This is a genomic window from Streptosporangium sp. H16 (assembly GCF_051918855.1).
In the GTDB taxonomy this organism is placed as follows: domain Bacteria; phylum Actinomycetota; class Actinomycetes; order Streptosporangiales; family Streptosporangiaceae; genus Streptosporangium.
In genome coordinates this window covers 1-21,244 of record NZ_JBPXMD010000066.1, presented here as the reverse complement: position 1 = coordinate 21,244, position 21,244 = coordinate 1, and the positions used below count along the sequence as shown (strand labels likewise).

18 protein-coding genes and 4 pseudogenes are annotated in these 21,244 nt (G+C 66.5%); 7 read left to right on the top strand and 15 right to left on the bottom strand.

Annotated elements, in window-relative coordinates; genetic code table 11:
* Positions 1-189, top strand: a pseudogene (locus tag ACTOQ2_RS42765) (MFS transporter); the annotation flags it as partial.
* A gap of 338 nt (positions 190-527) precedes the next feature.
* Here the strand turns inward: ACTOQ2_RS42765 and ACTOQ2_RS42760 are convergent.
* The 3 genes from ACTOQ2_RS42760 to ACTOQ2_RS42750 all read right to left on the bottom strand — a co-directional run bounded on the left by ACTOQ2_RS42760 (position 528) and on the right by ACTOQ2_RS42750 (position 3,432).
* Positions 528-1,565, bottom strand: a complete 1,038-nt coding sequence (locus tag ACTOQ2_RS42760) for a TerC family protein (protein ID WP_440107574.1) — start codon at positions 1,563-1,565, stop codon at positions 528-530.
* Positions 1,566-2,332: 767 nt separating this feature from the next.
* The gene (locus tag ACTOQ2_RS42755; RefSeq protein WP_440107572.1) at positions 2,333-3,136 is read right to left on the bottom strand and encodes a hypothetical protein; all 804 of its coding nucleotides are present in this window, start codon (positions 3,134-3,136) and stop codon (positions 2,333-2,335) included.
* The gene (locus tag ACTOQ2_RS42750; RefSeq protein ID WP_440107571.1) at positions 3,133-3,432 is read right to left on the bottom strand and encodes a hypothetical protein; all 300 of its coding nucleotides are present in this window, start codon (positions 3,430-3,432) and stop codon (positions 3,133-3,135) included. The genes ACTOQ2_RS42755 and ACTOQ2_RS42750 overlap by 4 nt, the downstream gene beginning before the upstream one ends.
* 165 nt (positions 3,433-3,597) lie before the next feature.
* On the opposite strand from ACTOQ2_RS42750, the pseudogene ACTOQ2_RS42745 reads away from it, so the two are divergent.
* A pseudogene (locus ACTOQ2_RS42745) lies at positions 3,598-3,903 on the top strand (WYL domain-containing transcriptional regulator); the annotation flags it as partial.
* Between the two features lie 392 nt (positions 3,904-4,295).
* Here ACTOQ2_RS42745 and ACTOQ2_RS42740 read toward each other — a convergent pair.
* Both ACTOQ2_RS42740 and ACTOQ2_RS42735 read right to left on the bottom strand, forming a co-directional pair.
* Positions 4,296-5,459 carry a hypothetical protein gene (locus ACTOQ2_RS42740; RefSeq protein ID WP_440107569.1) on the bottom strand — a complete coding sequence of 388 codons (1,164 nt, stop codon included), beginning with the start codon at positions 5,457-5,459 and terminating at the stop codon, positions 4,296-4,298.
* A gap of 182 nt (positions 5,460-5,641) precedes the next feature.
* The gene (locus tag ACTOQ2_RS42735) at positions 5,642-6,172 is read right to left on the bottom strand and encodes a hypothetical protein (protein ID WP_440107567.1); all 531 of its coding nucleotides are present in this window, start codon (positions 6,170-6,172) and stop codon (positions 5,642-5,644) included.
* Between the two features lie 783 nt (positions 6,173-6,955).
* Between ACTOQ2_RS42735 and ACTOQ2_RS42730 the strand changes: the two genes are divergently transcribed.
* A complete protein-coding gene (locus tag ACTOQ2_RS42730; protein WP_440107565.1) occupies positions 6,956-7,438 on the top strand; it encodes a hypothetical protein in 483 nt (160 codons plus the stop codon).
* 113 nt (positions 7,439-7,551) lie between these two features.
* Here ACTOQ2_RS42730 and ACTOQ2_RS42725 read toward each other — a convergent pair whose 3' ends face one another.
* The 4 genes from ACTOQ2_RS42725 to ACTOQ2_RS42710 form a co-directional block, all read right to left on the bottom strand.
* The gene (locus ACTOQ2_RS42725) at positions 7,552-8,028 is read right to left on the bottom strand and encodes a hypothetical protein (protein ID WP_440107563.1); all 477 of its coding nucleotides are present in this window, start codon (positions 8,026-8,028) and stop codon (positions 7,552-7,554) included.
* Between the two features lie 273 nt (positions 8,029-8,301).
* Positions 8,302-8,994, bottom strand: a complete 693-nt coding sequence (locus ACTOQ2_RS42720) for a hypothetical protein (protein ID WP_440107561.1) — start codon at positions 8,992-8,994, stop codon at positions 8,302-8,304.
* Between the two features lie 436 nt (positions 8,995-9,430).
* Positions 9,431-10,429 (bottom strand): hypothetical protein, encoded by a 999-nt coding sequence (locus ACTOQ2_RS42715; RefSeq protein WP_440107559.1) that lies wholly within the window; start codon positions 10,427-10,429, stop codon positions 9,431-9,433.
* 229 nt (positions 10,430-10,658) lie between these two features.
* Positions 10,659-11,147 carry a DUF4265 domain-containing protein gene (locus ACTOQ2_RS42710; RefSeq protein ID WP_440107556.1) on the bottom strand — a complete coding sequence of 163 codons (489 nt, stop codon included), beginning with the start codon at positions 11,145-11,147 and terminating at the stop codon, positions 10,659-10,661.
* A gap of 244 nt (positions 11,148-11,391) precedes the next feature.
* On the opposite strand from ACTOQ2_RS42710, the gene ACTOQ2_RS42705 reads away from it, so the two are divergent.
* A complete protein-coding gene (locus ACTOQ2_RS42705) occupies positions 11,392-12,228 on the top strand; it encodes a hypothetical protein (RefSeq protein ID WP_440107554.1) in 837 nt (278 codons plus the stop codon).
* A 218-nt stretch (positions 12,229-12,446) separates the two neighbouring features.
* Positions 12,447-13,346, top strand: coding sequence for a hypothetical protein (locus ACTOQ2_RS42700; RefSeq protein WP_440107552.1), 900 nt, complete (start codon positions 12,447-12,449; stop codon positions 13,344-13,346).
* 443 nt (positions 13,347-13,789) lie between these two features.
* Here the strand turns inward: ACTOQ2_RS42700 and ACTOQ2_RS42695 are convergent.
* Positions 13,790-15,006 (bottom strand): IS3 family transposase gene (locus tag ACTOQ2_RS42695; RefSeq protein WP_440107550.1). Its coding sequence is split into 2 segments (ribosomal slippage): positions 13,790-14,697 and positions 14,697-15,006, totalling 1,218 coding nucleotides; the frame shifts between segments, so codons are not numbered across the junction.
* Here ACTOQ2_RS42695 and ACTOQ2_RS42690 point away from each other — a divergent pair.
* The gene (locus ACTOQ2_RS42690) at positions 15,007-15,510 is read left to right on the top strand and encodes an IS30 family transposase (RefSeq protein WP_440107549.1); all 504 of its coding nucleotides are present in this window, start codon (positions 15,007-15,009) and stop codon (positions 15,508-15,510) included.
* 42 nt (positions 15,511-15,552) lie between these two features.
* Here the strand turns inward: ACTOQ2_RS42690 and ACTOQ2_RS42685 are convergent.
* Positions 15,553-15,783, bottom strand: a pseudogene (locus tag ACTOQ2_RS42685) (transposase); the annotation flags it as partial.
* A gap of 178 nt (positions 15,784-15,961) precedes the next feature.
* On the opposite strand from ACTOQ2_RS42685, the gene ACTOQ2_RS42680 reads away from it, so the two are divergent.
* Positions 15,962-16,702, top strand: coding sequence for a DUF6461 domain-containing protein (locus ACTOQ2_RS42680; RefSeq protein ID WP_440107547.1), 741 nt, complete (start codon positions 15,962-15,964; stop codon positions 16,700-16,702).
* 299 nt (positions 16,703-17,001) lie between these two features.
* Here the strand turns inward: ACTOQ2_RS42680 and ACTOQ2_RS42675 are convergent.
* From ACTOQ2_RS42675 to ACTOQ2_RS42660, 4 genes and pseudogenes are all read right to left on the bottom strand, one after another.
* Positions 17,002-17,184 (bottom strand): annotated as a pseudogene (locus ACTOQ2_RS42675) (IS5/IS1182 family transposase); the annotation flags it as partial.
* 1,286 nt (positions 17,185-18,470) lie between these two features.
* Positions 18,471-18,689, bottom strand: a complete 219-nt coding sequence (locus ACTOQ2_RS42670; protein WP_440107545.1) for a hypothetical protein — start codon at positions 18,687-18,689, stop codon at positions 18,471-18,473.
* Between the two features lie 1,058 nt (positions 18,690-19,747).
* Positions 19,748-20,602, bottom strand: a complete 855-nt coding sequence (locus ACTOQ2_RS42665) for a hypothetical protein (protein ID WP_440107543.1) — start codon at positions 20,600-20,602, stop codon at positions 19,748-19,750.
* Between the two features lie 136 nt (positions 20,603-20,738).
* Entirely contained in the window at positions 20,739-21,140 is a 402-nt protein-coding gene (locus ACTOQ2_RS42660) for a hypothetical protein (RefSeq protein WP_440107541.1), read from the bottom strand.
* Positions 21,141-21,244: the final 104 nt, after the last annotated feature.

Genomic DNA, 21,244 nt, shown 5'->3' with positions numbered 1-21,244 from the left:
GCCGTCACCCTCGGCGGCAACCTCGCCGGCATCGTGGGCAGCCTGCTCGCCGTACCCGTCGCCGCCCTGATCGCCGTGATCTGGAACTACCTACGCGACCAGCTCAGCGACCCACCCCCACACCCCGAAACCAGCCCACCCCCCACCCCCACCCCGAACCCCGAACCCGGGACACAGAACGCGCCATAGGTCTGACCACCCACCGGAACGCCCGCGACGACGCGATCACCGTCGCAGGCGTCATCGGTCACCACCCACGCGCCCGGCCTCCTCGACGAAATGGCGCCAGGCCGGGGCGACTCAGGGAGGCGGAGGACAACACCCATCCGGGGCAGCGATGGCCCGCGTTCTTGGCGCTGGTGGCTGTGGTGATGAGGTGCTCAAGCCGGTCACGGGTGTCCACCAGGCTGCGGATCCGAGCGTGCTGTACCCGCAGACCGTCATGGGGGTCGATGCCGGCGGGAGTCGTTGATCGAGTGGCCCGTATCGGGAACCGCGGCCTGGATCGTGATTCCCGGCACGAAACGCTAGCCCGTCGGCCGCGAGCGAGGCTCGCGTTCGGCGGGTGAGGAGGCGGACTTCGCGTCGCGGCGGTTGGCGTACACGCTCGTGATCGTGATGGTGATCAGAACGGCGACGATGACCCCCAGCGAGACCGGGGTGGGAATCTCCGGGACCCACGTCCAGGTGCCGTGCGCCCAGTGCAGGACGAGCTTGATCCCGATGAAGGCCAGGATGACGCTGAGCCCGTGGTTCAGGTGCCGCAGTTTCGTCAGGACGCCCAGGAGCACGAAGTAGAGCGCCCGCAGGCCCAGCAGGGCGAAGGCGTTGGTGGCGAAGACGAGGAAGGGATCCTCGGTCACGCCGTACACCGCGGGCACCGAGTCGACGGCGAAGACGATGTCGGTGGCGAAGACGGCCACGATGGCCAGCGCCAGAGGGGTCAGAGCGCGGCGGCCGTTCTCGCGAACGACCAGGTGAGAGCCGCGGTAGTCGTCGGTGACCGGCATGAAGCGCCGCAGCAGCCGGATCGAGCGCATGGAGGAGATGTCGACCTTCTTCTCCTGCCCGCTCAGCGCGTCCTTGAGGATCTTCCAGGCGGTGACGATCAGTATCCCGCCGAACAGCAGGAACGCCCAGGTGCCGCTCCGCAGGATGGCCGCCCCCAGCGCTATGAAGATCGCGCGCAGCACCAGGGCTCCGATGATGCCGTACAGCAGGACGCGCTGGGCCAGCACGGCGGGGACCGCGAAGGCCGACAGCAGCAGCATGAACACGAACAGGTTGTCGACCGACAGGGACTTCTCCACCACGTAGCCGGTGAAGAACTCCATCGCCACATCGGACCCGAAGGCCCTCCATACGTAGACGCCGAACAGCAAGGGCAGTGTCAGGTAGAAAACCGACCAGCCCACCGCCTCGCGCATCCGCACCTCGTGCGGGCGCCGGGTCAGCACGAAGTCCACGCCCAGCAGGACCATCAGAGCGGCCACGGTGATCGTCCACAGTCTCGGCGAACCGATCGTCTCAAGATCGGCTACCGACAGGATCGCCTCGGCGGACATGCGACCTCCTCGAACGCGCTCGGCTGTTCGAGGTCTCCTTCACCTATGCCTGCGGGCGGCCGCCCGGGGACGTCGCGAAACGTCCGTGCTGACCGGATCGGCTCTTGGAAGTACTCCCCTCGTCCTTCCAGGTTAGGCGGACCCCCGAGGGGCGCTCTACGGCAGGGGGCGTTTGACTATGGGCCTGAGCTGCACCGATAGTGGAATTGACACGGAGGGGAGTACCCACCGTCCGACACCCCGATCGTCATCACGGTCCCCGAGCACAGGGAGACCCGGCGGGGTGGCCCTCGTGCGAGACGGGGGTGTGGGAAGACCTTCGTCCTCGTCGTCACATGATCACAGCGAGGTCGAGGGAGGACTTGATGTCGACCGCCGCGCTTCTCGAAATCCTGCTGGGTGTGCTGCTGACGATCTCCGCGATCGCCACCGTCGCCGTTCTGTGGCCGGGCAGGCCCGGGCCCCGGCTGCCGCTCCCTCCCGAACCGCCCCCTCCGCGCCGCCCACCGGTGACCGGCATGAGGCGCCGGGAGGTGACAGGTCGAAGGCGCCGTACACCGCCTCCGGACAGAAGGCCGAGGGCGAGGGCGAGACCCGCCGGACCCGACCGGCGGGCTGTTTCCGGGGCGGGGGCGTCGGGCGTCGGCTCTGGCGAGGAGCTGGGCCGAGCCCCCTGAGCCGGCTTCGCCACACCGATCTCGTCTCGGCCGGACCCCGATGAGACCGTCCTTGGGGAACATCGGTACAGCCGTTGGCGCTGAGATTGATCATGGCTCTAGCTGAGAGCTGACGAGGTCCAGCGCTCGAGGATGGTCCGCCCGGCGCAAGGTCCGGGCGGCATGGCGGATCACATAGCGCATCTCGCGGGGCTGCTGGCGCCCCGAGTTCCGCCAGCGCTCAAGAGTGTCGAGTGCCAGATCCGGGTTCTTCTTGGAGATGTCGTTGACGTGGTTGGCTACAGACCGGGTGACGTAGCGTGTGGGGTCTGCGAAGAGCCGATCAAGGACCGGGATCCCCACGTCGTAGGACAGCTTCAGGTTCCGTGCCCACGGGAGGCGCGGCCTCGTGCTCTCGCTGCACAGCCGCCGCACGTGATAGTGCTCGTCCTCGGTCCAGGCCAGCAGCGTTGTCAGCACTTGGCCGGGGAAGGCGTCGAGGAAGGGCCGGATCGCGAACTCGGCGGAGAACCGGGTGGTGATCTCGCGGAGCTTGGCCAGCGAGAACTCAAGGTCCTCGGCCGTGCAGCCGCGCTGGGCGACGTACTCGGCGTATGGCGCGTAGATGAAGTCACCGAAGTCGCCGTCTGAGAGGGCGGGGTCGGCCGGGGCGGGTAGCGAGCGCACCAGTACGCCCGCTGCCCGCCGGAAGTCGCGCGGCAGGTGCCTCTCCAGGCAGGTGGCGATCCAGGCGACGCGCGCCTTGAGCTCGAGCTCCGGGAACCGCGCAACGACCGCGGTGACGAACTCGTCCGCCTTGAATGCCGAGTCCACGTGCTTGATCTCGCCGGCGATCAGCTCGACCTTCTCGCGCGTGAAGAGCTGGTCCTTGAGGGGAAGCCGCGCTGTCGTCACTCGTAGCTCTTCAGGACTTCGTAGACGCGGTGCGACCCGTCGCCGTCCATGATCGAGAAGAATGCGGCGCAGACGTCGCTGTTCTGCTCCGCCTCGACGACCTTGTCGATCGATTGCAGGTCGCGGAAGAACACGATGTCGGCGTAACCGCCACTTTCGCCGTCCTTCACGAGGATCCGCTTGATGATCCCGTCCTGCTTGCTGACGAACTCTTCCTCGAACCGGTCGGAGGCGCTGAGCAGGGCGTCCTCAGAGATGCCTCCCTGGAGCCCGAACGGTGCCAGTGCAATGTGCATGCCGGGTCCTTCTCCTTTCGTCGTGAGACCGACGATAGGAAGCAACATGTCACTGGCTGGCATATTTATGGGATGAGCAGCGAACAGCCCCGGGAGAGCCGGGTCCTGCGCCTGGACAAGCTCAAGGCGCTGCTGGCGGAACGCGACTAAACAACGGCCGCCGACCTCGCCGCAGAGCTCGGGGTCAGCACGCGCACCCTGCACCGCGACCTCGCGCTGCTGCGGCAGGTGGGAGTCCCCATCGAGGGAGACACGCGGTGCCGCACTGCCCTGGTGCGCTACGAGGACCGGCACAGCACGGTCACCGAGCGCGAGATCGAGATCCAGTTCCTCTACTACAACATGCCAGTCTGGTACGCGCTGGCATGGGACCGGCTCCGGAACGACATCCGCTCTTCCGCATCGACCGGATCCAGGACATCCAGGCGCTATCCACCGAATTCCGCCTACGACCCCCCGCCCCCTTCCTAGCGGCTGGCGAGGAAACCGCACGAGCCATGTGGGCAATCTGGACGCCGTCAAAAGGCTGGGCACGATCGCGGTCCAACGGCTCGCCTGCCCCGCCACCTCCGACTTCACCGGCGCGCCACCACTGTCTGCCCAAGCACCCGACACCTTCCTTCGATGCCCACGCTGCGCTCGCCATACGCTTTGATCGCCAGCGCGGGAGTAGCGGCCCTGCTACCGGCCACGGCACCACCAAGGGGTCCTCCAGGAACAGCCCAACACAGCGGACCGTGCACATCTGGAGAGCGAAGCCCAGCTCGGGGTGCTTCGTACGCCGCGGCGACGATCACTGTGCTGGCGGACCATGATCAATCTCAGCGCCAACGGCTGTACCGACGTTCCCCAAGGCCGGAGACTCAGCCGGTCTCGGCTCGCAGCTCAGCGGTGATCGCGCGCTCCCTGAGCTGGGCGGACTCGGCGCGCAGGGACTCCATCTGCTCACGCAGATCCGTCAGGCGCATCTGTTCCATGGCCAGCCGCATGCGCGCCTCGTCGCGTTCGGCGAGTGCCTCGGCGGCTTTGGCCGCCGCGCGCTCCCCCGCCTCGGCGATCTTCTCAGCGGTTCGTTCCTCGGCTTTGGCCATCCGGCGCGCCGTCCGCCTTTCCAGCTCGGCCGCCTGCTTGTCCACTCGTTCCGCCCGCGTACGCGCCTCGGCCGCCTCGGCCAGAGCCTGAGCACGCGCGGTCGCCTCGGTGTCGGCGCGCGCCAGCGCCCGGTCCCGCTCCGCCTCGGCCGCGTCGGCGCGCGCCGACGCGGCCGAGGCGACACGCTCGGCCTGGCCTCTGGCCTCCTGAGCCTTCCTGACCTCCTCCAGCGCCCGGTCCCGCTCGGCACGCGCCTGACCGGCCTGCTCCTGATCGTGGAGCGCGCGCGCCTCAGCTCGGCGCGCCTCGGTCTCGGCGGCCTCCACCCGTTCGGCCATCTCCCGCAGCGCCGCGTCCCGGGCGGCCTCGGCCCGCTGGGCCCTGCGGGTGGCCTCCTGCTCGGCCTGTCTGGCCCGGCGTTCGGTGCTGGCCGCCTCGTGCAACGCGGCCAGCGCCTGCTCCCTGGCGGTCTCCGCGTCGGCCAGCGCGGTGTCGCGTTCGGCGTTGGCCTCCTCCACGCGGCGTGCCATCGCATCCCGCTCGCGCCGGGCGTGCTCGGAGGCCTCCCGCGCCAGGCGTACCTGCTCGAAGGCCTGTTCACGCTCGGTGCGCGCGATCGCCACCCGGGTGTGGGCCTCGGCCTGCACCGCGCTCACCTTGGCCTCGACCCCCGCCGGGCTCAGCTCCTCCGACAGCACCTGCGCCAGCGGGGCGATCGCCGCGATCATCCCCTTCTCCATGCGCTCGTAGAACTCCTCGGCCCTGGCCAGCGCCCCCTCAAGGCCCGGCGTCGCCCGTCGCATCTCGCGTTCGCGCTTGGCCACCGCCTGGCAGTTCCCCTGCGCGCAGTATGCCCTCGGCCGCCCTCGCCCGGGCCGCTGCTCGATCGGCGTCCCGCAGTGTTTGCACGGCGTCACCGCGCCCGGCTCCTGCATGCCGGAAGCCTACTGACACCTTCGATTTTCCAGAAATTAGAAAATAATAAATACGATCCATTGCGTTGCGGCCAGGCCATCCCGGGTCGCCGCGGCCAGCGTCAGGTCGAGTTGGCTCCCGACGGGCACGACCCCGCGCTTGGCGAAAGAGCGAGGGGCGACAAGCTCACCCAAGTGCGCCGCTACGGCAGGGCGGGCACAGCCGGCGCGGTGTTGGTCCAGCCGGCCTCGAGCATGGTCTGGGTTCTGGTCTCGTTGAGGGACAGCTTGCCACTGATCGTGGTCGTCTGGCTCTCGGACAGCAGAAGCATCGTGCCAGTATCCACGATCAGGTAGGTCTTGCCCTTGATCGTCAGTCCGTTCTTCTGAACGGCCTTCGGGTGGTCGATCGACAGGGCCGCGCCGGCTCTGCCCATGCTGTCCTTGGACTCTCCCTGCGAACGGACAGCGGGCATCGTCAGCAAGGCCTGGTAGGCCGCGGCGCGGACGTTCTTGGGCGCCGGAAGCTGATAGAGCATTCCCGGCAGTGCCCCGGTGATGTACTGGTCCACGTTGTTCTGCTTGACCCGTTGGACCCGCGCGGCCTCGGAGAGCCAGGACTTCAACGCGTTCGGGTCCGCGGGCAGTCGCTGGACCTCGTCGTACGTCAGCCGCTGCCCGGCCAGAAAGAAGGCCGTCGACCGCGAGCTGACCAAGATCGCCGAAGGTCTCACCGCCGACAATTAGAGCCCTCTCTGCTCACTCTGCGACATATCAATCACAATGGGTAGCAACACTGCGGGCATGCAGTGCTGTCACGCGAGCGGAAGGTCGGGTCGGCTGGGCGTCGGGCTGGCCACCGGCAGCTCCGACAAGACGGTGCGACTATGGCAACTGTGAAGGCCCGTCGCCCGGCCGGTACACCAAAGGAATATAACGCTCAGTAATTCCTGAAGAGTTTCGGGGTGAGCATTCAAGCTCGATACCCCCCACCTCAAGTGACCACGGGTGATCAGAGTGGTGTTCCGTAAGGGGGTCCCTCAACGGAACACCACTCAAGCCGGATTGACCCCTAGGTCGGGGTGTTCCGTACAGGTGTTCCGCGAACTGTTCCGGTGAAGGCCCCTATTCGGAACACTTGAACGCGTGAACGGAACCCGTGTCGGCTACGCCCGCTGCTCCACCGACGAACAAGACGTGATCATCCAGACCGAGCAGCTCCTGGCGCTCGGCGTGCCGCAAGACCGGATCTAGGCCCCCCACTCTGGTCGGCGTCACCAGGGGCAAAGTAGCTCTGTGTGACGGCGGTGACGGTGGGTGATTCGCAGAAACGAACGATTGTGCGAGGTCAGCGCTGTCCTCGTTCGGTGAGGCATTCACCCAGGTCACCATTCGCAGCACTCCTCTCACAACCGGAACGTTCTGAGAGATGGTTCTGAGACGGCTCTGATCTATGCGAACGCTCCACTTTGCCCCTGGTGACGGCGACCCGAGCGGGGGGCCTATGCGAGCGGGTCATGGGCCCTGAGCACCCCACCACCTTGGGCGCCCGTTTCAGCCTGGCCCGCTGGATGGGAGAGGCGGGAGACGCGGCTGGCGCCCGGTACCAGTTCACGATGTTGATACCGGTGTGCACGCGAGTGCTGGGCCCCGAGCACCTGGGCACGCTGATCGGTCGCTTCCACCTCGCCATGTGGATGAGCGATGCAGGTGATCCGGCCGGCGGGATGGACCAGCTGGCGGCGCTGGTACCGACGATGGAACGAGCCCTGGGCCTCGAACACCCCACCACACTGGCCGCCCGCTTTTCCTTCGCCTCCCTGACAGGTCAGACAGGAAACCCCGCCGACGCCCGAGACCAGTTGGCGGTGCTGGGGCCGGTAATCGAGCGGCTGCTGGGCCCCGACCACTCCACCACGCTGGCCGTTCGTGCCGACCATGCCCAGTGGGCGAAGTACGCCAGACGCTCGGCGTGGAGGCGATGGTTGCGCAGACGATGAACGACCAATGGGCCACGAGGTGCTCCCCGCACACAACCGGCCCCGCGACGATCAGCGACCAACGCTTCTCCCTTGGCAATGCCCCGTGATTTGGCGAGTGTTCGGTGGCCCCGCTACCACGAGACGAATGCCTCGATCGCGTTCATATGGTCGGGCTGTAGCCCGCGGCGTGGTGAGGGGGCGATCAGCAGAGCTTGGCCGGCGTGGGTCAGTTCGTCGTGCACGATTCCACAGGTGGGCACTTCGACGTCGTCGGTCCAGATGAGGCGCCGGCCGTGGGCGAGGACCTGGCGGGCGGCGGCGAGTTTCGCCGCCGTCGCAGCGGTGGCGGTGAGGTGATCGGACCAGGCGCGCTCCAGCCGGGGCAGGGTGAACAGTCGCTCCACCTCCTCGGCGTCGGGGCACCAGGTCGAGCACCAGCAGATCTCGACGGTGCCCGCGTGATGCAGCGCGCGAATGCGGTCGATGAGGGCCGGCGCCCAGCGCATCCGATACTCCTCGCCCGCGGAGAAGGCATAGCCGCTGCGCGGGGCGGCGCCCCAGCCGGGCCGCGAGACGTTGATCACCCCGTCGACGTCAAGTAACCACACCGGTTGGCTCCTCACCCTCACCGCTCCTGGTGTTGGTGGTCGCAGGAGGGGGAGGTCACCGCGTTCACGATCCATCTCCTGCGGGGGGCGAAGTGAGGTAGCGGTGCAAGGGGGCATGTCGGGGATGGCTGCCGTGTCCGCGACCTGCCCAAGGATAGGGCGTTGAGCCTTCGCCAGGCGGGCGTTGCCCCCGACAGCCTAGGTCAGGTGTATGCGGTCGCCGTGGCGTGCTGGCTGGTCAGCGCGGCCAGCTCGCTCAGGATTGGGGCGAGCTCAGCGCGTAGGGGGGGCGAGGTGGGGTGCGGTGATCTCGTGCAGGATCACTCGTAGCCGGGCGGCGATGAAGCGCATCCGGGTGATGTCGGCGGCCGGGATCGGCTGGGCAGGATCGGTGGCGGCCGCCGACAGAGTGGCGAGGCTTTCGGCGAGTTCGGTCAGACCGTCGGCGAAGTCCTCATCGCCGTGTTCGGCGACGCGCTCGGCGTGCGCTGGCAGGTGGTGGGCGGCGGCGAGCAGGCGTTTGCCGTGGACGGCCAGCCAGCGGTCGCCGCGCTGCTGGGCGCGCAGCGCTTTCTCATTGGAGGCCAGGCCGGCCTGGCGGGCCCGTCCGCGTAGCAGCCGGTTGTGGATGGTGGACTTGCCCAGCCCACCCACGGGAACCCCGAGTTCGGTCAATGACAGGCCCGCGGTGATGCCTTGCTCCAACAACAGGTGCTCCAGTCGGTCGAACTCCTGCTGGGCCTGGCGGCGTGCTCCTTCCAGCACCACCAGCGCGTCCAGCAGATCAGCGCCGATCGCTTTGCGTGAGACGCGCTGGTGCTCCAGTACGTAGGTGACCAGCTCTACGGGGTGGTCGGAGGCCTTTTCCAGGTCGGGGTCACCGAGTCGGCGGCGCCGATCCAAAATCGCGTCAGTGGCATCGCGGCGGGCCCGATCAGACAGGGGGCGGGTTTTGCGGGAGGACATGCGTCCATATCATATGGACGCCCCCGGAGCGGGCGGCCTCATCGAGGGCGCATCGCCATCTGAGCCCGGGGTGATGCGGGCTGGCCACACCCCAGGCTCGTTCCCGCCCGCGGGGCAAACTTGCTGATCAGCCGAGGAAAGAGCCGCGGGGTTGGTGCAGCTTCCCCGCTGACGTCATCGCCGCGACTCTTTGCGCACCGAGCTGTCGCCGTCCTTGGCCAGGCCGCGCTGCTGGTGCGGCGCAGTAACAGCCACCGCCGGCACGGCCGCTGACGAGCGCCCCCCGTGTTCACCTTCCTGCTTGTCGTGCGGCCCATGAGCGTGCGCCGGGTGCCGCCTGCCTGGTGCCCGTGAGGATCGGGGCTGGCAGCGTGCCCGTGAGCGGCACCAGGCAGCAGCGCCAGAAGGGCAGCGCAGCTTCAGGTAGCACGCGCTCTCATCCGCCGGCCGCGGCGATCTGTGCGCATCGCCGCCGGTCATGGGGTAGCCCTACCTGGGTGAAGCAGAGGGCGACGCTTCCGTTGCGCGGATCCCATAGCTGGTCGTTGTCCGCCAGGGCGTGCAGGAACATGCGCTGAGCTGGTGACAGCGGGGCGTCGGGAACATGCGGGGTGGGGAAGGCGAAGCTCAGCAAGGGTCCCCAGTCGACGTCGCAGCCTGTCCAGCTTGTCTGCCGGGCGATCGTTGCCGCCGGCTCGGCGATGCGGTCAAAGGTGTCGCTTCTGGCGATGGCCGCCTCAACCACTTCCCCGCGAGACGCGCCGGCCGGCAGGGGCTGGCCGAGGGCGGCGATGATGAGGGCGGTGGCGCGGGCGTTGTGCCGGCAGGAGGGGGCCAGTGCGGCGCGGATCCGCACCGCGGGGTCGGGGTCGTCGAGGAAGTCTGCGACATCCTGGCCGAGTTCGCCGAGCAGTCGGACCCACACCTGCCTGCTCCCGTCATCGGGCCTGGTGGCCCAGTGCTGTAGCCGGGCGGCCAGTGCCGGGCGCTCGGCGGCCAGGTGCGGCAGCTGTAGTTGCTTGACCAGCGTGTCGGCCGCGCGCATCCGCAAGGCCGGCGCGTCATCGTCGAGGAGGACGGCCACGCCCCGATGGGCCTCGATGACTGATGCTTCCAGCTCGGGAATCAGCGGCGCGAAGTATGGGTGGTCGCGCAGGGTGCGGGTTGCCTCCGCTACCGCGCCCAGGAACTCGACGAGTTCGTCGCGGATGTCGGCGTCGACCGCGTTGGTGGCGATCAGGTAGCCGACGACGCGGGCGACGGGGGCTGTCGCGGTTTCCGGAAAGCCCTGGTGCAGCACCGCAACGTCCAGGTGAGTGATGGCGGCCCGGCGTTCACTCTCATCGCCGCCGCTCAGCGCGGTCAGGTGGCCGGGGGTATCGATGGCCGGGCCGTAGGCGTGCTCCAGGTGCGCCCAGTCGAATTGGTCGATCATCGCCGTCTTCCCTTTCCGGAGGGCTGCTTTAGGTCTGCGCCGCGCGTGCCCAGCGGGGCCGCCGCACGCCGCGACGACCAGCGGGCGGTGGCTGTCGGCCGTCGCGGCGTGCGCGATGGCGGCCCGGGAGATGCCCAGCGCGGCGGCCGTGCTGAGGCCGGGAGCGGACAAGAAGGCGCGCCCCTGTGGGGCTGCCGTGAGGTGGTGGGCGATGAGGACCGGTGACCTCTTATCGGGGATCGAGGGCGCGCCAGTCCTCGGTGATGCAGCCCTCCTCGTACTCCCACCAGCCCTCTTGTTGTCCTGTCGCCAGGAGGCGCTTGGCGCCGGCGAGGTCGGCTGTGGGGGGAAGGTCCAGCGCTACCAGGCCGAACCGCTCCAGGCCTTCCCCTTCGACGCCCAACGGCGCGAAGAGGTCGAGAACGGCTTGCAGACTGCCCTTCAGATCACCGTGGGCATCAGGCAGGATGCGGATCGTGCAGTTACCGGAGACCTCTACGATCTCCGTAACCCACGCAACGCCATCAGCGTCGGTGTCGATGCGCACCACATCGTCACAAGCAACTCCGCGCACGAAGAAAGGGATGTTGTCCAGCCTCGCCAGGCCCGGACCCAAGGGTGTCGCCCATAGGCGTTCAGAGCCGGCCGGAGGCCAGCCGTCCTCGTCTGGGGAGAGCTCGAACACCACCCGCACGTGCGGGGCCGCAGCACTGTGCATCACGACAGCAGGACGCCCTACCCCGGACACCGCACCGCACGGGTGCGCGGATCGCACGACCACCCGGCACACAGATCATCGCTACGCCGTCGCTACGCCGCTGCCGCGCCGTTGCCGCATCCTGTCCGTTCGCGCCGAACCCGATGGGGCAAGGTGGTCGCCTCAACGGATACGTGCCGAGACGCGTTCGTGATCAAGAACCGGGAGGATTTCTCTTCCCATACCGGGCTGAAGGGACGTCTTTGTGCAGCAAGTGATCGCGGGTGTCGCCGCGGCCACGGTCATCATGTCCGTGACCGCCTCCCCTGCCCACGCCGTCCACACCGTCCACGCTGCTCACGCGGCTGCCGCCGATCCGGTCACCGCGCTGAAGCGTCAGTTCGTCGCGGGCACCGGGGTACGGGTCACCGACGTCACCACCTTGATCGAGTTCGTCGGCAACACCTCCTTCCTCAAGCGCACCGGCTCTTTTCAGTTCGGCCCGGCCGGGATGGTTGCCTCCGACGTCACCGCAAAACTCAACGAGGCAGCGATCCCGCGGATCCCCATCAGCTTGGCGTCGATGCTGACCAGCAAGGACCGGACGATCAGGATCGGCACCACCAGCTACTACTCCGGTGGCCCCTGGGCGCCGCCGAAGGGCAAGACCTGGATCAAGCACCCGCACGGCATGAGCGCCGGCTGGGGCGGCTGGTCCAGCCAGTTGGTGAACGTGGCCGAGGCGACGACCTTGAAAGCCCTGATCACCAGAGGCAAGCGGACCGGGCGCACCTACGCGGGCGCGATCAGCTTCGGCGCGCTGGAGAAGGTCTCCCCGTGGCTGCGCAACGCCACCATGGTCAAAATGTCCGCCGATACCAAAGCCGCCGTGCTGCGTTTCAGGCTCACGGTGGGCGCCGACCAGCTTCCCCAGCGGCTGGTCACCGACTATCCGGCCACCACGCACGGCGGGGTGGTCCCCGGAGAGGAAGGCAGACGCCTCAGCGTGGAGACCCACTACACCGGCTGGGGCAGCCGGGTGAACATCAAGGCGCCCCCGGCGAGCGAGGTAGTGGTCATCAAACAAGCGCGCCTCGGCTAAGCCGCAATAGCGCCCACCCCATCAAGAATCCAGGCCGGCATCCCATTGGCGGCGGATACGCACGCTCGGTGGCGGTGCGTATCGTCTGAGAGCGTGACCACGATCCGTTTGGCGCGGCCAGATGACGGCCTGGATGCAGAAAGTCTGGCCAGAGTCGCGCTTGGTGAAGACAATATGGGCTTATGGCATGATCATCTCTCATGAGGTGGACAGTGACGATGGCCGATGTGGTGGGGCTGGCGGCCGTGCCGGCTCCTACCCAGGCCGCGGCGGCCGTCGATGTGGTCGCAGCGGTGCAGCGGCTGCAAGCCCAGAGCCAGGTGGTGAAGGTCGTGCAACACACCGCGGCTGACTGGCCGTATGATCCTCGCTTTGGCGAGATGCCGCGCGGCGCGTGCCAGGATGACAACAGTAGTGATCCTCACCTGACCGGGATGGCGCGATTGGGCCGGGGCGGAGTGGTCGCCGCCGATATGACGCGCTCGATGCTGCTCGGCAAGTGCTACCTGCAGTTCCTGCGGGAGGACGCCGCGGGTGGGGACCGGCGGGCGGGCGACCTCGCCAAGGTCGGCTCGGCGGCCCACAAGGTCCGCAGCGTCGGCGGGGTGTTGTATGGCGCGGGGCCGGCCTACGGCGGGAAGTCATGGGCGCGGCTCGGCAACGCGTCCGGTGGCGCGGCCCTGTACGGCGACCAGATCATCGACGTCTTCGACCTCGGCACGCTCAAAACCCTGATCGCCTCGGCCTCCAGCAGCAAGTCGGGCCCGGCTGTCCCTGACGCCGACAACCGGGCCGTCAAGACGTGGAGCTATCGCGGCACGACTACCTTCGGGCAGCTGTTCACAGCATCGAAGCCGTTCAAGCAGATGCTCGGCGGACGGCTGAACCCCAAATACAGCCGCATCACCCTGCACTGGGGAATCTCGACCGATCTGTCTGGCCGGCCTGTCGTGGTGCAGGCGATCTGGCGACCGGGCGCGGGGTATCCGATGCAGGCGGTGGCCGTGGCCACCCGGTTCAGCTGGAACGTCAAGGCCGCCGTCATCACGGCTCCACGTACCGATAGGGCAGCGCGAGACCCCTACGGCGACGACGTCATCGACCTCTTCGGTCCCTGATCGGCGGCCCCTTGAGGATTTTGGTCGAGATCGGAGCGGTCAGGCAGCGCGAAGGCAACCATGGGAGCAACGGGCCCGTCATTGGCGGTGCGGGCTGTTCGCGCAGGCCAGAGCGGCGCACGAGCACCAGTGTTGAGTCGGCTTTCGGCCCGAACCCGGCGGGACAGTCCGGCGCGACAACACCATCGTTAATGTTTCCGCCGGTCACGGCGACTACCCGCACCATGATCCATCTCACCGCCACTGGCTGTGCTCGCGTTCCTCAACCCTGAGGTAATCGTCGGGCGACGGGCTGGGCGGACTGGAGCTTGGCTCGCAGCCCCGGCTGTGTGGCGACCCCAGACTCCCGCGCTCATAACGGGTCGGCCTCGGGATGCGGGACCGGGACAATACAACCAGCACCTGCCCCCGGGGGCTCGCCCCGAAGGGTGGACACCGGTCGTTTATGCGGCGAGCAGCACCTTATCGGTGGTCTGCTGCTCGTAGTCGATCGGGCTGAGGTAGCCGAGAGTGGAGTGTCTCCTGCGGGTGTTGTAGCGGGTGATCCATTTGAAAACGGCCAGGCGTGCCTCACGTGCCGAGGACCAGCGCTTGGCGCCCTGCAGCGTCTCGCGTTTCAACGTGGCATTGAACGCCTCCGCGGCGGCGTTGTCGGCGCTGGACCCGACGGCTCCCATGGACTGGCGCACGCCCAGCTCGGCGCAGACGGCGGCGAACTCGGCCGAGGTGTACTGCGCTCCATGATCGGCATGAAAGATCGTCCCGGCCAGGTTGTCCCGTGTCGCGGCGGCCGCGCGCAGCGCGTCGGTCACCAGCTCGGTGCGCATGTGATCGGCGATCGACCAGCCCGCCAGCCGCCGTGAGCCCAGGTCCAGCACGGTCGCCAGATACAAGAACCGGCCCTCACCGACAGGCAGATACGTGATGTCGCCGACATAGCGCCGGTTCGGGGTGGATGCGGTGAAGTCCCGCCGGATCAGATCCGGTACCTTCTGCTGCGAGGGTTCCGGCACCGTGGTGCGCACCTTCTTGCGCAGGTGCAGCCCGACGATGCCAAAACGGCGCATCACCCGCGCGACCCGCTTGTGGTTGACCGTGTGGCCCCGGGCCCGCAGCTCGGCGGTGACGCGCGGACTGCCGTAGGTGCCGTCGAACTCACCGTGGATCTGCCTGATTTCCTCCGCCAGCGCGGCATCGGCCGCGGCCCGCTCCGCCCGGGCCGGCCCCGCCTTGATCCACCGGTAGAACCCCGAGCGGGACACCTTCAAGATCCGGCACAGCCGCTTCACGCCAAAGGCGTCCCGATGGTCGTCGACGAACTCGAAGCGGCTCACCAGTTCGTCTCGCCGGCGAAATATTTTGCCGCCCGGCGCAGGATGTCGCGCTCCAGCTCCAGCTCCCGGATCCGGGCCTTGAGCTGCTTGTTCTCCTCTTCCAGCACGTCGTCCGACGATAGCGGGCCACGCGCCGGCTTCTTCGCCGGGCTCCGTGTCTTGGCGCCCGCAGTACCGTCGGCCTGTGCCTGACGCACCCAGTTACGCAGCGTCTCCCGGCTGATCCCCAGATCGTCGGCCACAGAAGCCAGCGTCCGTCCCGGATCGGATAGATACAACGCGACGGCGTCCGCCTTGAACTCTGGCGGATACGACTTCATCGCCACGTGGAACTCCTTGTCTCCGGATCTTCATCATCCGGTACTCAAGGTGTCCACACCTCGGGGGCAGGACCCGACGATCTCATCGTCGGAGCCAAGAACAGCCAGGTCGCGACACTGGTCGACCGCAAGTCCCGCTACCTGACCATGGTCGCGCTGCCCAGTCGTCACACCACTGCGGTCATCCCCGCCCTGCAGCAGGCGTTCTCACGGATGAATGCTCGTCTGCTCAACACTCTGACCTGGGACCGCGGTATGGAATTGGCCGGCCACCGGCTGCTGACCGAAGCGACCGGCGTCGACGTCTTCTTCGCGGCGCCGCGCAGTCCATGGCAGCGGGGCACGAACGAGAACACGAACAAGCTGATCCGGCAATATCTACCGAAAGGCACCGATCTGGGTCTGCACAGCCAAGCCGACCTCGACGCCTTGGCCGCCCGGTTGAACAACCGCCCCCGCAAGTGCCTCGGCTACCGAACCCCGGCCCAATGTGTTGCCTTGACTCTTTGAATCTAAGGCTGCTTTTTTCAAGAACGTCAGCTTCTCACGCAGCTCCGCATTCTCCCGCTCCAGCTCCCGGATCCGCGCCCGCTCCGGCCCGGAAACCAGCCGCTGCTCGTCGTGGGTGCTCACGATCCGATGCCGGTTCACCCAGCTGCCCAGCGTGCTGGCGTTGATATCGAACTCCCGCGCCACCGACGCGACCGTCCGCTCGCCCTCCAGCACCATGCGGATGGCTTCTTCTTTGAACTCCGGCGAGAACTGGCTGCGACGCCTCGTCACGTACCTACCTCTTCCAGACTTCTGTCAGCTTATGCAGCCGACTGTCCGGAATCTGCAGGGCACCTCATAGTGACTTTCCGTGATGTCGGCGGCAACAAGCCGAGCTCTCGGGCAGCAGGTGCGCGCGGAAGGGCAAAGTGGGCCTGACTATGTCGGTAGGGCCTGCCAAGATCGCGACATGACAATCGATGCGCTGACGCCGTTCCGGTGGCTGCAACCGCCGTACGGCGATCGGGGCGACCTGCTCGGCGAGATCTATTGCGTGACCTTGGTGCGTGGGCTCGACCCGGCCGAGGTGCTGCGCCGGTTCGGCGCTCGCACGAGCACGCAGATGAGCTTCGCCGAGCTGAAGCTGGCAGTCTCCGACTTCACGATGGTGACCAAGGGTGGTGAGGGAGGTGGTTATGTCGGAGTGGTCGCAACCGGCGATGGGTGCGCGGCGGTGGAGCCGTGCGGCTGGTCGGGGACGGGCAACCCGACGCTGGAGCGTCTGTCGGCCGACACCGACGTGGTGTCCGTCCTGCGGCATGACTATGCCTGCGACTACTTTCATTACGCCGCGGACGGCATGGTGCTCACGGCTTTCGACCCGACTTTTCCCGAGCGTCGCTCCGGTGCCGACACCGACCGGCTGGCCGGCCTCATGCGCGAGTTCGGTTTGCCTCTCGAAGAGGGCTCAGATGAGGACTGGGATCAACGCTACGACGACCTGTCCGGACATGGCGCGCGGATGTTTGCGATGGCGGCCCGCCTCACCGGCGTGACGTTCACCGCCGATCTGCTGGACGGACCGTTTTTGGTGGGAGCGATCGCCGACCTGCCACCGTCACAAGAGCCTCAGCCCAGGAAGAGCCTCGGCACTATACTCGAGCAACTGAAAGCGGCAGGCGGCCCTGACTCTGATCATGGCGCTGCTTAACCCCCATGAGCCTGCGGTACTGATTGGTGTGCTCGCCTATTCCAACCGCCACTACGGACACTAGGTCGTCGGTGAGCTTGCGGAGCCACTGGCATCGCCTCGAAGATCGTCAGATGGACATGTTGCCCAAAGTCGATGCCCTGCTCGTGGTGCGTTGGGGTGGGGTTCGTGCACCGGCCGATGCACGAACCCACCCCATCATCCACGGGTGGCATTCGCCGGTGAGCCGCTTCCTGGATGTCGTCTCGGCCGTCCTCTACGGAGCGCTGAGCGGGCCCGCGTACGATGCCCTTGCCCATTCCCGCACTGGCCTCGACGAACGTCTCGCCTTTGCGCAGGTGAACCAGAACCGGCAGAGCCTGCTGTCCCGGGTTGAGCCGCCGCCAGGGCGAGCCGATCGCCTTGCGATGCCGACGGATCAGGCCGGCGCCGTAGTTCAGCGTTGAACGCGACAAATCGACGGCAGCACGATAGAACAGCATCCGAAGCCCCTGGTTGTGACGGACGTGATTGTGGTGATCAACCCGTCTACCAGGGGTTTCTCTATGCCGTCAGGCGAACACCAGTCTTGCGATCATGCTGTGTCCAACAGTCCGCTGCCAGGGGATGAAAAAGACTCATTGAGTCAGAATCGTGGCTTGATCACCTTACAGACTTTTCGGTACGCCGCTTCGTACCCGTCAAAGAAACCGAGGCCATCTTGTTGCACTTCATATGGCTGTCGCTGCTCCCACCACTTGCGCGACCTCCACCAATCCGGTCTTCTGCAGTCGCGATCAGCGGCCTCTCTGAGGCCTTGCTCGTGCCCTCTCCTGTACCCATCATCGTATGGGTCTGCCGCGACTATATCTTTCACATAGGCCTCAGCCCGTGCGACTTTGGCGAGATTATCGGTGGGACGGTGAGAATGGAAAGCTTGGACGGATGGCACCGCGACAGTAGCCAGGAGTACAGCCAGGCCAAACATTGTGAGGTGTCGACCATTCATTTGATTCACCTCTCCAGAAAGCGGAGATTCCGTGCGATCTAAAGATCTGCCTTAAGGGGGAGGAGCTGGTCTGTGCATCCACCACCACCGGTTATCTCTGCATTGACAGCTGTGCCATCGCCCGCCAGACGGCGCTGCGCCCCGTACACGCCGTCCATATTTAACTGTAACGAGGATAGGGCATATATCCGCAAGTCTTCGAAAACCCCTTGTTGTATCCACTCATATACGCGTCGGTGTATTTACCGGTGGATTTGTGATGCTTTTGACAGCTTTCTTTTGCCTCATTAAGGCCATCTGAGTAGCCCCATCCATACGTGCAGGCGATTACACGGACCCCGCAGTTCGGTTCCGGTGAACCCGGTAACAAGTCAATATGCAGAGTCTGCGGGAAGTTTGACGCGGATGGTACACCAGATATCGCTGTCGGCACGACAAGCGCAGCCGACAGTGCCGACGTGCCGTATCCCTGTGCCTGGCTTCCGGGCGCCACTCCGGTCATACCGAAAAGCATGGCCGACGCTACTGCCCCATAAAGCGGCATCAATGCCTTTGTTCTCGCCTTCATCGGAACACTCCTTTTCTTTGCCTTCGATCTACTTTGCATTCACCTTCTCTCGTTTCTTGATTACGTCCATTCTATAGATTTGATTTCCGTCCATGTCAAGCGGTGAGCCGCGCAAAAGACGTCAGACCTGCGATCCGTAAAGGAGAACATCGCCTTTGAAGGTGCGCAGATCGGCGGGCTGGCCGAGGATACGTGGGAGACGGAGGGTCGCGTTATATAGAACAAGCATTCGATAATACGCCTGGCTCGTTGTGCAAGATGACCACGCGGCCGCGGTACCCCTGCTCGGGGATCTGCTCAGTCACGTACACCAGCAGCGCGAGACCATCCTTGCCCGCCGAACGGCAGATGACGATCAGGTTGTAGGCGAGGAGGTTCGGCGTCGGTTGTGAGAGGCGCTTCAATTCGGGCATGTCGAGGGTCAACTGCATGGTTGGTCTTGCAGCTTCGCTACGTGGCCCTGCGCGATGTGCTCTTTCATCCACCGCTCGATTCAGGCGAGCGGGTCACCCGGGAAGGCTCAGATGTCGTCAGGTCGTCTTCGTGATCGTTGTCGGCTCATGCCAGAACCCGGAGTTCCGCTTCCTCGGCGGAGGAGGCGTAGATCGTGAAGAAGGTCTGCAAGGTGCCCGCGTCAACGTCTCTTTCGTGGCCGAGAACCTCCGCGTCCCACCATGGGGTCGTTTATGCCGAAAACCTACCCGATCGGGATGAACAGAAAATGGAATCAAGTAATAATGGGGAGCAGGTCGCTTGTTCTCATGATCATATGTTGACCAAGTTAGGGGTTACCTCTAGCGTGAGGCTGTGACCACTCCCGCAATCTAGCGAAAGGGGAGATGTCCGGAGGCCGCACCGGTGTTGACCTTAAAGTAAAAGATCGCCATTCAATGGACCATGGAAGGATCTGGTTCGATCAGAAAGCCGATTTCGACGAACGTTCGCCGACGAGAGGGGAGAGTCAAGATGCGTTACAGACGACGATCCATCATGTTCGGCGCGGGACTGTTCACCGCCGCCTCGATTTTGCTGCCTGGGGCTTATGCCTCAACGGCCCTTGATTCGTCGACAGCAGTAGCGACGGTGTCATACCCGGAAGCGGTAAAGGCAGCTCTATCTCAGCCCACGCCTTCCCCTTACTGGGAGGGTCGCCGCGCTGGAGCCAGGGATGGCCATGCCGCCGGCAAGAGGGTGGCCTACACCGAGTGCGCGAACGTATATAATCCTAGTCCTCTTTCAACAGGGGACGCTTACGGGAAGGGCTACGCGGAGAGCTGGGATACGGCGTTCCCTCGAGGGTTTGCCGAAGGTCACAAATTGTATTGCCAGTAATATTCCGGAGTACTTAGCCCCAGATAGCCAAAGCCTTGCGCACTGGAACCGGATATTCGGGCATGACTCGGGCAGTCACCGACTGGGCGAGCCCAGCGATTGGGTCCGGCACTCTGCGGCCAATCCAGGCTCGGCCCGGCGCGACACCCGCCGGGCGTCAACGGGCCGTTGACGTTACTCGTTCGGCGAGGCGGCTCGCGCGCTGAGAGGCGCCTTGCTTGGTGAGGTGCAAGGCGGCGCCGACCGTTGACCAGGCTGCGTCGTCGGCTCGGACAGCGGTGATCAGGTCGAGCTCCCCGCGGTCGAGGGCGGCGAGCGCCGTCTCCAGGTCGGCGCGCACGACCGGGGCGAGGGTCAGCGCGGCCACCCGGGCCGCCGGGGTGGCCTCAGGGTCGGCGGCCGCCGCCTCAAGGGCCTCTCGGGCGGGCATCGGCTGCAGGTGCCGCTGCCAAGCGGCCCGGTGAGCGCCTTCGGCGTAGCGGGAGCTCAGATACTCGGCCGCCCACAGCCGATCTCCCGCCCGCGTCTCCTGCAAATCGTCAGCCAGCAGGGCCGCGAGCCCGTGGTCGGGGCGCAGCAGCCGCTCGGCCAGGAGCTGGGGGCTGGTGTAGCGGCCCTCGGTGGCCAGGAGCCGGGCCGCCAGGACGGCCTCGCGCTCGTCGAGCGGCCGCTCAGAGTAGTCGGTGTCGCGGGCGGCTTCCTCGATGGCCCAGCTGAGTGCGGCGGCGGAGGGGGAGGGGTCCTCGACCCGGGTGATCCGCAGGTAGCGCACCGCCTGTAGGGCCAGGGCGTCATCCTGCACGATCCGGCGCACGGTGAACAGGGCCACGTCCAGGCCGGTCTTCATGGTGAGTTTCGCCAGGTGGGCCTGCATGCTGGCCTGGGTGGGGCCATTGGAGTAGTGCAGGTCCCACCGGCGGCCACGCTCGTCATAGGCGGCGTCGACGACCACGCCGGTGATCTTCTCCAGCGCTGCGGCGAGGCGGTGAATCTGCGTCGAACGGCTGGCCACCGACTCCTCCTCCCAGGGCGTCAACGCGGTGTTGACGCGCCTTATCATGCCAGGCCCGGGGCCTTGCGCAGAAGGCACAGGGTGGCTGTATCCCGGCCGGGCCAGGAGAGCGACCCCCAGGAGGAACGGCTCAGGATCAGCCGTTTCGTTGGAGGAGCGTAGGCCCGAATCCGAGCCAGCACGCGAGGAGGATGCGCGGCTGTTGCCCCGTGACCTCGGCTGTCGTGGCCAGGACACGCGCCAGACCCTCGCGCCGCTCCTGCGGTCCCCGCACCCCGGATTGGATGTCGGCCAGGACCGGCCGTAGCGCATACGCCCAGATCTCGACTCGACCACGGGTGCTGGTCTGCTGGTGGCAGTCGGCAATGTGCAGCCAGTCCGCCGCATCGTACCCAGCCACCATGGCGAGCCGGTCGATGTGGTCGCCGAGCGGCTGCCCGCCGGTCCACGCGTACCAGATGCTCGCGCCGCCATCCGGGCGGTGGAAGGTGACCCACAAGAAGGTCTCCGGCTCGACGCCGTCGGCGACGGCCCTCATCGTAGGGGCCGCGTCGCCGGTGGGCGTTAGTGCTCCGTTCCTTTTTGAGTGGCAAGATTAGACGTACTATCAGGGCCCAGTAGGTCTTGATAGGCGGTGAGGCA